The sequence below is a fragment of the Ralstonia sp. 25C genome, from assembly GCF_051904805.1.
In the GTDB taxonomy this organism is placed as follows: Bacteria; Pseudomonadota; Gammaproteobacteria; order Burkholderiales; family Burkholderiaceae; genus Ralstonia.
The window spans coordinates 1,638,276-1,652,274 of record NZ_CP196737.1; the positions used below are offsets into that span (position 1 = coordinate 1,638,276).

Below are 13,999 nucleotides of genomic sequence, written 5' to 3' on the forward strand. Positions count from 1 at the left end.
GCAGCCTCACAAGTGAGGCGATCGGCGCAATCGGGTTTTATGGAAGTGGCGAGCAGAACGCTCTGAAGAGAAGATCTGCGGGAACAGATCGAGACCAAAGAGCGCGAGCCCGCCCGGTTTAGATGCCGCACACGGCGCTTGGCCGAGTATGGACGTGCAAAACCAGAAGCCAAAAACTCGAATCTGGCACTATAGCGAGGTGCCCGGCAAGCGTCAAGCGCGCCGCCCCTCTGGCGACGCACAGCGCGGGTCAGCAGCGACGCGGTGTGGCGCGGATGGCACGTGAGACCGTGCCGGGCCCAGAGAAAACGAGTGCAGCGGCCACAACAAACCCGAGCGCAATGACCGAAGGTACGGGCGTTTGTGGACTTCCTTCGCGACCACCTGGCGCGCGCCGGCGTCAAGGGCCCGCTGCCGAGTTAAGCCGAACTACGCTTGCTCCCGGCACTTCTCCAAGACGTCGAGCAGCGCCTGCCCATAGCGATCCAGCTTCGCCATCCCAATACCCGGCAGCTCCCCCAACACGTGGAGCGAGTCCGGATCGGTTTCGGCGATCCGCGCCAACGTGCTGTCGTGGAAGATCACGTAAGCGGGCACGCTATGCTCCTTCGCCATCTGCGCACGCCACGCCCGCAGCGCCTGCCAGCGCGTCTGCGCCTCGACCGACAGATCCGCCGCCGGATCGGCACGGCGCTCCTTCTTGCCCGACGATGACGAGGTGCCACGCACCTTATCCGCCTGACGACGCAGGATCACCGGTTGCGCGCCCTTGAGCACGGGGCGCGCCGCATCGGTGAGGATCAGCGCCCCATGGCCGCCGTGGTCGACCGCAAACAGACCCTGCGCCACCAACTGGCGAAACACGCTTCGCCATGCGGTTTCCGACAGTTCGCTGCCGATGCCGAAGGTCGAGAGCGTTTCGTGATGCCACTGCTTCACGCGTTCGGTGGCGTTACCGCGCAGGATGTCGATCAGCTGCCCGGCGCCAAAGCTCACACGGCTGGCCTGCTGCACGCGGTAGGCGCAGGAGAGCGCCATCTGCGCCTCGCGCGTGGCGTCCCAGGTTTGCGGGGGTGTGAGACACGTATCGCAGTTGCCGCACGGCTCGCTGCTCTCGCCAAAGTAGGCCAGCAACGCGACGCGGCGGCAACTTGCCGCTTCGCACAGGCCGAGCAGCGCCTCGAGCTTGGCGGTGGAGACGCGCTTATGCACGTCATCAGCATCGGACTCGTCGATCATGCGGCGCTGCTGCACGACATCAGCCAGGCCGTACGCCATCCACGCATTCGCAGGCATGCCGTCGCGGCCGGCGCGGCCCGTTTCCTGGTAGTAGCCCTCTAGGCTCTTCGGCAAATCCAGATGTGCAACGAAGCGCACGTCCGGCTTGTCGATGCCCATGCCGAAAGCGATGGTCGCCACCATCACTACGCCCTCCTCCTTGCGGAAGATGGCCTGATGGCGTGCGCGGACCTCGGAATCCATGCCAGCGTGGTACGGCAGCGCGCGGATGCCCTGCTCGGCCAGCCACTGCGCGGTCTCTTCCACCTTCTTGCGCGAGAGGCAGTAGACGATGCCCGCGTCGCACGTGTCGCCGTCCATGTGCTCAGCGCGGATGAAGCGCAGGAGCTGGTTGCGCGCGCTGTCCTTCTCAACGATGGTGTAGCGGATGTTCGGGCGGTCGAAGCTGGAGAGGAAGACGCGCGAGCCTGTGAGCGCCAGCCGCTCGATGATCTCGTCGCGCGTAACCGCGTCGGCCGTGGCAGTAAGCGCGATGCGCGGCACATCCGGAAAGCGCTCATGCAGCACGGAAAGCTGGATGTACTCCGGCCGGAAATCGTGCCCCCATTGCGACACGCAGTGCGCCTCGTCGATGGCGAACAGGCCGATGCGCGAGCGCTCGAGCAAGTCGAGAAAGCGCGGCGTCATCAGGCGCTCGGGCGCGACGTAGACGAGGTCCAGGCGGCCTGCTGCCAGATCGCGCTCCACCTGTGCGGCCTCGGCACCCGTCAGCGCGGAGTTCAGGTAGGCGGCGCGCACGCCGGCTTCTTCCAGCGCGGCGACCTGGTCCTGCATCAACGCAATCAGCGGCGACACGACAATGCCCGCGCCCTGCCCCCGCCGGTGCCGCACGAGCGCCGGGATCTGGTAGCACAGGGATTTGCCGCCACCGGTGGGCATCAGCACCAGGCAATCGCCGCCATCAGCCACGTGAGCAACGATCTCCGCCTGCGGGCCGCGGAACGCGCTGTAGCCGAACACGTCGTGCAGCACGGCACGCGTGGCGGCGGCGGTGTCCTCGGGCAGCGCCTGCAGCGCGTGGTCTATGGCGGGGGAGTCGTACATCGGGGCGACGGGTGCGCGTAGTGTCACGCGGGGCTGGGCGAAACCGCTATTGTGACAAACCCCGCCGAGGGGTGGTCAATCAGGACAGTCGGATTGTGTGCCGTGGTGTCGTCAGACCTTGCGCGCGACGATGCGATGAATCGTCCGGCCCGATGATTGGCTGACCGCCGCCTCGTCGAAAACGAGTTCTGTCCCGGCCAGTGCCTCGCGCACAGACGCTGCATCGAATGACGTAAACAGCCGGCCGCGCCCATCGCGCTGATCTGCCTCCGGCGTGACGCGCCAGCTCAGGTACAGCGTGCCGCCCTGGCGCAGCAACGACACCAGCCGCTGCACCGCCGCGCCGATCTGCTCGGGCGGCAGATGCATGATGACGGTCTCGCAGACCACGTTGTCGAAGGCGCCCTCGGCGAGGCCAACCAGTTCTGGCAACAGTGCTTGCCGGAAGGACAGCCCCGGATACTGCGAACGCGCCGCTTCCAGCAACCCCGCCGAGGCGTCGTAGCCGACCGCCGGGTAGCCGTTGGCGTTGAGCCAGGCGACCTCCCGCCCAGCACCGCAACCGATATCAGCCGTCGCCCCGCCCGCCTTGAGCTCGCGCCGGAACAACGCATACAGGTCTTCCGGCGCCGGTTGCTCGCGCCACTCCTGCGCGAAGGTTTCGGCAAGGGCGTCGTAAGCAGCGACGGTTTGCGTGTCCATGGCGGCTCCAAAAAAAGGGCGGGGGCTACTTCACCGTAAAACTACGCAACAACGTCAGATCACCAGCCTTGCGCATCGGCACGACAAACGTCTGCTGGCGCTCGGATGGCGTGTTCTCGTCGGTGATGATGCTGACGGTGGCGGTGGTGATGATGCTGTTGTCGCTACCGCTGCCGTAGTAGTTGACGTAGACGAGGTACGTGCCGGGCACGGGTGCGGGGTTCGAGTAGATCTCGGGGCCATAGCCGGTGGTGACGTCCACGTCGAGCGCACCGCCGTTCTGTGCCACGCGGTTGCCGAACCAGGCGTGCTGGCCGTCGGGCGAGATGACGTGCAGGTCGAGGTCGGTGCCGTCGGTGTCCCAGGAGAGCACCACGCGCAAGCGCGGACGCTGCTTGCCGGTGTAGCTGTCGTAAAACTGGACGCGCTTGGCGTCGCCGCGCGCACTGCGCACTTCGACGCTGTTGCTGCCCGCGCCGAATGCGTACGGGCGCGAGAACGTGCCGTCGGCTTCGATGCGCTGCGGCATCGCCACCCCGTTGACGACCAGCGTGCCGACCGACGAACCATCCGCCCCGCGGCGGCGGCGCGGCTTGGTGTCGTCTGCAGGTGCAGCCGCCTTGGGGGTGTTGCGGATGCGCCCGGCGATCATCGAGGCAATGCCCTGCCCTTGCGGTGTCGAGACCGACACGGCCGGGTAGTGCACGTCTTGCGTGTAGCGCGAATCATCACCGGCGGAGTTGCGCCAGCCGTTGATCGGCGTCGTGATCTCGATATTGCTGGAATCAGTTTGGGCCAGCGCGCCGCTCGCCGCGCCCAAAGCGAGGGGAATGGCGAGCGCGAGGCGGTGGAAAGCGTGCGTCATGGTGGTCAGAAGCGGATCGACTTCATCAGCGCCAGCTCGCCAATCTTGCGCAGCGGAACGGTGACGAATTCGCGCCGCTCGTTGGGCGTGTTCTCGTTATAAATGAGCGTCAGTTGCGCGGTGATGAGATCGCGGTCATGCGCCTTTTCGTCGAAGTTGTAGCCGCCGGCGTTGAAGTTGCCCCAGTAGTTCACGTAGAACAGCCACACGCCGGGGCGCGGGGCGGCGGTGGAGAAAATCTCGGGGCCGGCGCCATCGACGCTGTCCACGTCGAGCCCGCCACCGTCGGACAGCAGCGGTTGCGCCCAGAACGCGTGATCGCCGATCGGCGAGATGACGTGCATGTCGACTTCGGCGCGTGGATCGTCCCACGTGAGGATGGCGCGCAGCTTGGCCGACGTCTTGGTGGTGTCCGCCTCGTAGAACTGCAGGCGCTGCCGCGACTGGCCGTCGGGGCTGACGATCTCCACGCTGTTCGAACCCGGCCCGAATGCCCACGGACGCGCAAATCGGCCCTCACTGTCGCCATACAGCGGCATGGCGTTGCCGTTGACGACCAGCACCGGCGGACGGCGCTGCTTGCCTGCAGCACGAATGCGCCCGGCGATGAGCGTGCGGTATTTCTGCGCGCCGCGATCCACGGGCGGCTTCGGATACGCTGCGGTGTACTGCTCGAGTTCGTTGGTCAGCTTGCTGTTACGCCAGCCGCCGATCGGGCCTTCAAGGTCCGCCACCGGCTCCGCCAGCGCCGAAGCGGCCAGCAGCAACGCAGCGGCGCCCAGCCCCAAGCGCGTCATCCCTTTCTTCACAACAAACCCTCCCCTCGGATCAGGCGGCGCGCCGTCGCCTCGACAAACTGTTCGTCCTGCCCGCGCGGGTGCCGAGCAAAGGCCAGGTGCAGATATTCGTGCGTCAGCGCAATGCGGTCTTCATCGGTGGCGAGACGGTGGACGTAGAGCCGGTTGCGGCGCGCATCGGCGTACGGCCGGCCTTCGTGCACGACGCACACGGCGGGCAGCGGCGGCACCTCAAAGCCGGGCTCGGCGCCCAAGCGCGCAGACCAGCGTGGTGCCTGTGCCTGCAACCACTGCTGCGCACCCGCCACCGGTGAACAATCGCCCGCCACCGCGCTCTGGAACGAGGCGAGCGTCGCCTGCGGCCACCACTGCGCGAGGATGGCGTCAAAACCTTGGCCGCGCTGGGCGGCGGCGCGCGCAGCCGTCCAGCTCATCTGGCCGCTGGCGCTGATCGTGCCGTGGTATTGCACGGCCGCGCCGGTCAGCACCAGCGTGTCGGTGAATTCGGCGGCGTTGCGTGCGGCGGCGGCCGGTGGGCGCGGCAGTACACGCTGTGTGCGAGAACTATCAGCGATGCGGTAGCAACCCTTGTCCCGTGCGGCGTGCTGCACCAGATAGCTGCGTGCCGCCACCGCCAGCGCGCGCGCGGCTTGCGGTTCGGAGAGGTCGCCTTCGCGCTCCGCCACGCGGGCCACGTAGTCGTTCATGCCCAGCCGGCCGGTGATGACCGGTGCGTTGTTCGTGCGGGCCAACGTCAATTCGCCCTTACTCTCGATCGGCAGGGCGTTGCCGTTGACGAAGCGCACGGTATAGCGGCCGTCGAGGCGACCCGGCGCGACCGCCTTGCCGCTGGCGTCGCGCACCTCGCGGATGGGATAGCGCGCGAAGAAATCGACCGCCACGCAAGCATCATCGTCGGGCACGGGGGTCTGCTCGATCAGCGGGGTCAGGCGCGGCGCGGCGGCGGCCAGCACCTGGTTGCTCGAACCGGCGCCGCCCAGCCACACGGGCGAGCCATCCGCCAGCCACCCCGCCGCACCGCCAATCGATGCACCGGGCCGCTGCGGGTCGGGCATGGTCCAGGTCTTGGCGCGCAGCAGGCCCCCAAAGTTCGAGACCGTGCCCTCCCCTCGGCCAACGGTCAGTACGGAAATGAGCGTTTGCGCGGCGGTCTCGCGGCCATCAACGGGCACGGTGCGCAACGCGGTGAGCAGCTCGGCGACAGGAACCCGCTGCGTCGGCTGCATCGCGCGCAGGTCGCGCAGCCATGTGGGCGATCCGGTCTGCTGCCAGAAACGGCGCCAATCTGCACGGTCCAGGCCCAGACGTGCGGGCTCGAAATAGCGGCCGCACGATTGGATGAGTGCGCGCTCGCGGTCGATGCTGTTGCCGGCGGTGCAGCAGTAGACCTCTTCCGGGTCGTTGCCGTGGCACGTGTAATCGGGCGTGCTGATACGGCGCGAGACGAGGTAGCTGTAGACGAAGAGCTTCCACACGCTGCCCAGCGGCGTTTCGGTGTCGCGCGGCAGTGCGGTGGCTTGTGGCGTGCCGCCGGCTGGGTCGGCACTGAATTGCCAGAGCCTGGCTTCATCCCCCTGCAGCACGGCATAGCGCAGTGGCTCTGTAGCGGGCGCGGCGATGGCGTGCCCAGCCTGCCCAACGAACGCGAGCACGCTGACGGCCGACAACAGGCCGGTCAGCAGACCTCGCGCGAGCAGGCGGGAACGCATCGCCATATCACTGCACCTCACTCCACCTTGAACGGATAGCTGGCCGTCTTGCCATCACCCTGGAACGCCTTGGCTTCCGGCTGGTACATGCGGAAGTAACGCACCGGCGGCAGAGCAAAGCGGCCCGGCAGCGAGAAGCGCACCAGCTGGCGCAGCACGGTCGGGCGCTCCAGCGTCGGCACCGGCTGGTTGTACGAGAGCTGGCCCATCTCGAAGGCCGCCTTGCGCTCGAACGCCTGCGGGCCGTTGCCTTCGTTCGGCTCACCCTTCAGGCCGTCGATCTGGATACCCCACGTGGTGGCCTCCACTTCGGCACCCGGGGGCAGCGGCACCTCAACCAGGCCGTAGCGGTACGTGCCCTGGCGCGGCGTCAGCACCACCTCGTCGACGTAGAGTGCGTTGCTGTCCAGGGTGGAGCCTGGCTTGACCAGCTTGGCCGTGAAGGCAATGCCGCTGCTGGTATCAGATGCCGGCTGCTTGGGCGCCTTCGGATCGGGCTTGGCCGGCGTGGATTCAATCGGCTCCAGACGGTACAGCTTGCGCTCCACGGTAATCGGCAGCTTGGACGCTTCCGGTGCGCGGCTACGGTACGACACGATGGCCGACTGCGTGGTCACGTCCGTCGGGGCGGTCGTCAAGTCCAGCGCGGCGGGCACCTGAGCACCTGTCCAGCGCCACGTCGGCACGCCCACCGGCGAGCGCGTCACCTGCCAGCCGCCCGTAGAAATGGCCGGTTGGATGGCCGCAACGCTCGCACCTTGCAGGCCGCCCAGGCCCTTCTGCAGCCAGACCAGCGCAACGGCGCGGTCCATCGTCGGCATCGATGCGCTGGCGCGGGCCAGCAGCGGCGCCGGGTCGGCAGCCGAGCGGCCACCGCCCATCAGCAGTAGGCTCTGCACCAGCGGCGAGTTGTCGGCAGCCAGCGCATTGCGTGCGGCGATGTCGGCGGAAACCAGCGCTTCCGGCACCGGCTGGCCGATCTGACGCATCAATTGCGCAGTCAGCACCGTCGCCACTTGGCGACCGCGCGGGGAGTCCGGCGCGACGAAGATCAGGCTGTCGCCGGCAGCGGGCTCGGCGTCGGCCGGGGCCTTGGCGTTGCGAGCCAGCTCGTTGGCCACGCCCGACAGCGGCGTTGCCACCGGCAAGCCCATCTCGTTGGCAAACCACAGTGCCAGCGCGCGGTGCAGCAGCGGTTCGTTGGCGCTGGTGCGCTTGTACGCTTCGAGCACTTGCTTCCAGTTGTCGGCCGGCAGGCTGATGCCGACCGAGCGGCTGGCGAGCCAATCCGCGTAATACGCATACGACGTGATCAGCGCGCTGCTGGTGGTCAGCTCGCCCCACCAGCCGAAGGTGCCGTTGGTGCCGGCCAGCAGCGCCAGACGCTGGCGCTGCGTGCGCAGCAGCGCGTCGACGCCTTGCGTACCGGCCGGACCGCCATCGCCCAGGCGCGCGCCCGTGGCAGCCAGGCTCTGCTGCGCGAGGGCCAGCGGGATCAGTCGGCTAGCGGTCTGTTCGGCACAACCGTACGGATATTCGATCAGGTCATCGGCCACGCGGGCGAACTGGCTGGCCGTGTTGCCGACGACGCGCAGACGCACGTCACGCGCATCGGCGGGCAGACCCAGCGGCAGGCGCGTGCCTTGCAACTGCGTGAGCGGGACGACGTTTTCGCGATCCGCCAGCCAACCGGTGGCATCCAGCTTGAGCGTGGTCTGCAGGCGGTCCGATACCACATCGCCCTGCTTCAGCTCGGCATTAACCACGCCTGCCTGCAACGCCGTGACAGGCGCACGCAGGTAGTTGGCGCCGCGCTTGAGCGTCACGCGCTGGTTGATGTTCAGGCCAGCGCCCGAGACGATCCAGTCGGCGGTGATGTCCTTGTCAGTCTGGTTGAAGGCGACCATGTCCAGGCGCGGCTGGTCGGTCTCGCGGAAGCGCTGCGGGCCGGTCCACTTCAGGTACAGCGGCTTGTCGGAGCGAATGTTGGCCGTACGCTGGCCGACGATGCCGTCCGATGCGCCCGTGGTGGACACAGCACGCACCGTGATGCGCCAGCGCGCCAGAGAATCCGGCATCTTGAACGTCATGCGTGCGCGGCCATCGGCGCCAGTCTGCAGGTTCGCGACCCAGGCAGCGGTGTCCTTCTCGTCACGACGCGGGCGTTCCAGCACCTTCACGCCGCGTTCGTTGTGGCGGCCGTACGTACCGCCCGGTTTGCCTGGCAGCGATGCGAGAGCCAAGTCGTAGCTGATGAAGCTCTGGCTCGACGTGGTGCGTACGCTGTTGCGGCGCGGGTGATAGAAGAAGTCGACGATGCTGGGCGCCACCTCGGGCTGCAGCACGTAGATCATCTCGTCGACCACCGACACGGTCAGATTGGCCGGCACGGCCTTACCCGCCAGCGCGCTGGTCAGGTCCAGCGTGACGGTCTCGCCCGGTGCATAGACGGCTTTGTCAGCATGCACAGTCAGGTCCAGCGTCGGTTGCGTGACGACGATGCCGGCGTTCTGGAACACCATGTCGCCATCGCGCACGTAGAGCACCGAGAACGTCATGTTCGGCGCGAACTCCGCACCGATCTTGATGCGCGCGCGGTACTGCGACGGCGTGACTTTCTGCAAGCTGAGCCATTCGCCGCCGCGCGTGAGCAGCGCGTGGTGCTCCACCTTGTCGCGCTCCAGCGTGAGCAGCGCGTCATCCACCGGCTGCGGGAAGGTGATCAGCGCTTCAGCCGTGTCGCCGATTTGATAGCGGTCGCGGTCGAACACCATTTCGATGTTACCCGGCACGGTCTGCACGCCATCGCCCGCCACCCAGTGGCTCGATGCGGCGAGCAGGTTGCCCGCTGCATCGCGCACCGACAGCGTGTACGAACCGGGCTGGTCAAACTTGACCGGGAACGTGGCGTTGCCCTTGGCATCCGGCGCCAGCGTGCCTTCGGTACGGGTGCGCGTCTCCAGGCGAACAAGGTCCCACTTGGCCGGCGGTGCCGTCGGCCCGGTCGCGCCTGCCACCACCGGCATCGGCGTGAGGGTGAACGATACGTTCTGCCCCGGCGTCGTGAAGTTCGACGTGGTCGACAGCTTGTACGGCGTGGCGCCACGCGCGATCAACAGTTCGCGCGTGACCTTCACGCGGTAGGCCGCGCCGTCGTTGGCGAACACCGTCACCACGTAGCGGCTCGGCTCCTTGGCGGCCGGCAGTTCCAGCTTGGCGTTGCCGTCGCCGTCGGTGGTCAGCTCCTGCTGCTCCAGCTTGACGGGGAAGAGGCCCGCATAGCGCAGCTCGCCCTCCACCATCGTCACCTGCTGTGCACGCAGGCTGACCGACACCTTGCCGTCCTTGACCGGCTTGCCGTCCGGATAGCGCAGGCTGATCTTGCCCTTGACCGCTTCGCCCGTGCCGTAGCTGGCCTTGTCCAGCGACAGGTTCACGTCAAAGTGCGGCTTGATGTATTCGGCCACGCGGAAAGCGCCGCCGTAGGTGCCGCCGTTGTAGTCGAAGCGCAGCGAGTAGCCCCCGGCCGGCGCATTGGCGGGCAGCGTGAAGCGCGTGTCCGCACCGGTCTCACCGGCCAGGCGCGTCGTGGTCGTGGCGACCGGCGCGCCGTTCGGATCGAGCACCTGCAGCTTGATGTCGCCCGCAGCGGGCACCGTCGATTCGGTCGCATTCTTGAAGTTGCGGCCAATGAACTTGACGTTCACTTCGTCGCCCGGGCGATACAGCGGGCGATCGGTCACGGCGTACAGCTTGGTGTTGTAGATCTCGCTGTCGTAATAGAAATTCTCAGAGATAAACACGCCACCCGCACGGTCGCTGCCGATCACGTAGCTGCGTTCCGGCGAGACATGGCGCAAGTCGGCCGTACCGTCAGCCTCGGTGGTGCCGGAAGCCAGCACGCCGACACCGTCGGTCCAGCTCACGGATGCGCCGCTCACCGGCTTGCCGCTCTTGCGCTCGGCAGTCCAGACCATCATCCCCTGCGAGGTGCCTTTGGTCACGGCCACGGTGTCCGACACGAACAGCAGCGTGTGCGCACGGTACGCGCCAATCACGGCTTCCACGATGTACAAACCCGCCGGCAGCTTGCCCACGGGAACCATCACGTTGCCGGCGTTCTGCGGCATCCACTCGCTGCTGCTGCCTTCGAGCTTTACGTCCTTGGGCGGCGCGATCGGCTTGGCATCCCAGATCGGGTAGCGGAAGCGGCCCAGCAGTTCGTAGCCCTTGAGCGGCGCGTACTGCGGGTTGTTCGAGAAGCGCGTGGGCGCGGTCATCTGATCGCCCATGCTGAATTGCGGCGCGGTCTCCACGGCCTTGGTGCGCGTAGCGAACGACAGCACGCGCTGCCAGGCACGGCGGGCCTGACGCGTCCAGTTGTCCCACAGATAGGCCAACGTGTTGGAAAGGCCTTCGCCGGTGTAGTTGGCCTTGACGTCGATACGGTGCAGGTTCTTCTGCGCCTTCAGGAATTCGAGCGGCTGCGGCACGCGGTAGACGAGGATGTCCGCACCGCCGTAGCGGGAGAGCTCGTCCTTGTATTCGCGGCCCGGCGCTTCCAGGCGGACCATCGCTTCCTGATCGGTGCCGTAGCTGGCGTCCGACAGCAGGAAGAACGGCTGGCCCTTGAACGGCTCATAGCCGCTGGCGGGCACATCGAACAGCGTTGGGTTCGGCGCTTCAGGCGCATCTGCGGCCCGTGCGTGGCCGACCAGCGCCAGCACCGTCAGGCAGACGGCAGCGACCAGATTGAACGAACGCCAGCGGTTGGACATCATGTTTTTTACCGTGTCAAAAAGGCCAGACGAAACACGCCGATGAAGTTGGGGTTGCCGCTCTGCGGCTGCCAGCGCGAGTCTTTCCATTGCATCAGTTCAGAGACGGGGACCGCGCGCAGGCCGTTGTCGGTGCGGGTGACGGTACCGGTGTGGTAAGCGATATAGCGATCCATCCAGATCATCAGATGCTGGTCGTCGCCTTGATCGAAGAAGAGCAGATCGCCGGGGAGTGCCTGGTTGACGTCCTTGGCGATGAAGCGGCTGTTTTGCTGAATGAGCCCGAGCGCAGAGACATACGCGCCAGTGCTGCCATCAATGCGTGCCCACCGCTGCGTGAGCGTGCGCTGCGCGGGCGTGAGGTTCAGCTCGGGCGGCAGTTGGCGTGCGGATTCTGCGTCGCGCATGCCGTTGGCGCGCAGCCAGCGGGCGTCGTGCGTGCGCAAGGCCTCGCCGGCGGCAAAGCGCACGAGGCCGGCGCAATCGCGATGCGTCCAGCGCGGCGTGGGGCCCTGGCGGAGCTGCTCGTTGACGATGCGCACGAACCACGCGCGAAACACGCTCGATTGATCCGGCGTGAGCGCATCAGGGTCGGCCGGTGCGGCATCGGCCCAGCCCGACAAGGCGTAAGCCCGCGGAACGAGCAGGCAGGCGCCGGCCGCCGCCAACCAACGGCGGCGGTTCAGCGCAGCAGCCTGGGTATGCAGCGTCATTGCGTGCTGGTGTTGTCCGCGGGAACGGGCGCAGCGGCCTCCGTGGCCGGCGCCTCGGCGGGCACGGCCGGTGCAACCGGTGCTTCAGCCGTGTCCGCGGGCGGGGGCGTGCCATCGCCACCGGCAGGCAAGCCGCGTCCGCTCGACAGCCATGTCACGGGCACCCAGCCGCGTGCCGACGGCACACCGCCATCCAGCGCGAGCGACACCGGCGCATACCGTGCCAGCGCTTTGAGCTTCGGGAACAGATGCGTCTGCGCGGCGTTCAGGAACACAGCCTCTTGGTCGGCGGGCAGCGCGGCGCCCGCTTCGCGACGAACCAGCGGCGCCAGCGATGCGGGCGTCATGGTCAGCACAACGCGCCCGGTCTTGTCACGCGGCAGGTTGTCGGCCACCGCCGGGAAGCGCTTGGCGAGCACGGCCAGCGCATCGTCAACGAGGCGAGCGTCGGGCGAGAACACCACCACATCGCCCGCAATCGCCAGCGTGACCGGGAAGTAGCGATCCGACGAGAGTTGCGCCGCGAACGGCGCGCCGGCCGACTGCGCCGTGCCGTAGCGCGCGCTCACCGGGCGCTGCCACAGCGTGGCGTTGGCGGGGCCAGACTTCGTGGTCACGGGCAGGCGCTTGTAGAGACCGGCTTTGTCATCGGCCTTCGCCTTGGCCTCATAGGAACCGACGATCTGGCCGAACAGCGCACCAAGCGCCGGCTTCACAGCCTCAGCTTGCGCAGGCGAAGACAGCTTGGCAACGAACAGCGGCGCCACCAGCGATGACTTGCCATACCAACACGCGGCGGCCGGGCCGGCAAACGCGTCGCCAACATGCGCAGCGGCTTCGGTCACTTCCTTGGCGTCGCCTGCCACATTGCGCAGCAGCGCGCCGGCGGCCTTCCAGTCGATCGGCAACGTGGCGCAGGCAGCGGGGTCCGCGGGCAATGCGTGCCACAACGCAGCGTTATCCCATTTGCCGGACAGGCGCGCCGGATCGATCAGCGCAGCGCTCTGCCAGCCGTTGCCGGACGCACCTGCACCGAAATCGAAGCGCAACGCCTCGATCCCAGGGAAATACTGCTGATAGCCAAACGATAGATAGTTGGCACTCACCACAACGTGGTGGCCCGTGGTCTCTGCAGTCGGCAGCGAATACGCGTTGCCCTGCACATTGCGCTTGCCGGCATCATCCGACAGGAGTGCGGCGAGCGCGTTTGCCTGCTTGGAGACGGGCTTGCCGTCCTTGTCCAGCAGGATGCCCGGCTCCGACAACGCGATCAGCCGGTCCCCCTTGCTGGCAATCAGGATAGAGCGCGTGGCCGACAACCGCAGCGCGTAGACCGGCGCGCCGGAATCACCCAGCGCATCAGCGACCTTGGTGAGCTGCGTGTCGCTCGTGGCCACGGTGGCCACCGCTTCGAGCGCCTTCGCCAGGCCGTTGCGCTGCATGGAGAGCACCCAGTAGCGCAGCTTGTCGTCGGCGCCGCGCCACAGCATCACGCGGGCCGGCTCGTCGAACACGTGCTTGAGCACGGTCTCAGCGAGGTCCAGCTTCTGCTCATAGGCGAGACGACGCAGCGCGCCGGCCACCGAGAGGCGGTCTTCGTTGCCCTCGTAGTAGGCGACGAAGTCTTCGGTCAGCACGTCGCGCAGCAACGGCACGCGCAGCACGTCGCGCGGCAGTTGCGACAGGCTCTGGCTGTCGATCAGGGCATCGGGGTACGTGAGGTCGAGCTGGACCTGGCGGGCGTGCAAGGCACGCGTGCGGCCAAACAGGTGAAAGGGGTGCCAGACCATCTGCACCACGGCCGCGCCGGCCGCCACCAGGGCGACCGCGCCAATGGCGATCTGCTTGCGTGTGAGCTTCATGGAATCGTCGGCAAGACTGGAGAGGGAGCCGGCGATTTGTAGAAATTGCCGGTCTATAACCGCGAGATCATAGCGTTTGGCATGTTAAGACGGGTTAACGTTTGGAGAAAATCAGAACACGCTGACGAGGGGCATCAACGCACCGGCTCCAGTGGGCGGGCGAAAAAAAACCCGGCACCCCTGAGGGGCCGGGTTTTGATGCGAAGGAC

The 13,999-nt window shown here is 67.1% G+C and carries 8 protein-coding genes; all 8 read right to left on the reverse strand.

Annotation, left to right across the window (positions count from 1 at the left end; all coding sequences use genetic code 11):
* Positions 1-429: 429 nt before the first annotated feature.
* Positions 430-2,343: a DNA helicase RecQ gene (gene recQ, locus ACS7SF_RS07670; RefSeq protein ID WP_439892723.1), complete on the reverse strand. Its 1,914-nt coding sequence runs from the start codon at positions 2,341-2,343 to the stop codon at positions 430-432.
* Positions 2,344-2,454: 111 nt separating this feature from the next.
* Positions 2,455-3,045, reverse strand: a complete 591-nt coding sequence (locus tag ACS7SF_RS07675) for a class I SAM-dependent methyltransferase (RefSeq protein ID WP_439892384.1) — start codon at positions 3,043-3,045, stop codon at positions 2,455-2,457.
* A gap of 25 nt (positions 3,046-3,070) precedes the next feature.
* Positions 3,071-3,910: a YfaP family protein gene (locus tag ACS7SF_RS07680; protein WP_439892385.1), complete on the reverse strand. Its 840-nt coding sequence runs from the start codon at positions 3,908-3,910 to the stop codon at positions 3,071-3,073.
* A gap of 5 nt (positions 3,911-3,915) precedes the next feature.
* Positions 3,916-4,707: a YfaP family protein gene (locus ACS7SF_RS07685; protein ID WP_439892386.1), complete on the reverse strand. Its 792-nt coding sequence runs from the start codon at positions 4,705-4,707 to the stop codon at positions 3,916-3,918.
* 8 nt (positions 4,708-4,715) lie between these two features.
* A complete protein-coding gene (locus ACS7SF_RS07690) occupies positions 4,716-6,437 on the reverse strand; it encodes a DUF2300 domain-containing protein (RefSeq protein ID WP_439892724.1) in 1,722 nt (573 codons plus the stop codon).
* A 17-nt stretch (positions 6,438-6,454) separates the two neighbouring features.
* A complete protein-coding gene (locus ACS7SF_RS07695; protein WP_439892725.1) occupies positions 6,455-11,215 on the reverse strand; it encodes an alpha-2-macroglobulin family protein in 4,761 nt (1,586 codons plus the stop codon).
* Between the two features lie 8 nt (positions 11,216-11,223).
* Positions 11,224-11,928 (reverse strand): DUF1175 domain-containing protein, encoded by a 705-nt coding sequence (locus ACS7SF_RS07700; RefSeq protein ID WP_439892387.1) that lies wholly within the window; start codon positions 11,926-11,928, stop codon positions 11,224-11,226.
* Positions 11,925-13,790, reverse strand: a complete 1,866-nt coding sequence (locus tag ACS7SF_RS07705) for a DUF2138 domain-containing protein (protein ID WP_439892388.1) — start codon at positions 13,788-13,790, stop codon at positions 11,925-11,927. The genes ACS7SF_RS07700 and ACS7SF_RS07705 overlap by 4 nt, the downstream gene beginning before the upstream one ends.
* Positions 13,791-13,999 lie beyond the last annotated feature (209 nt).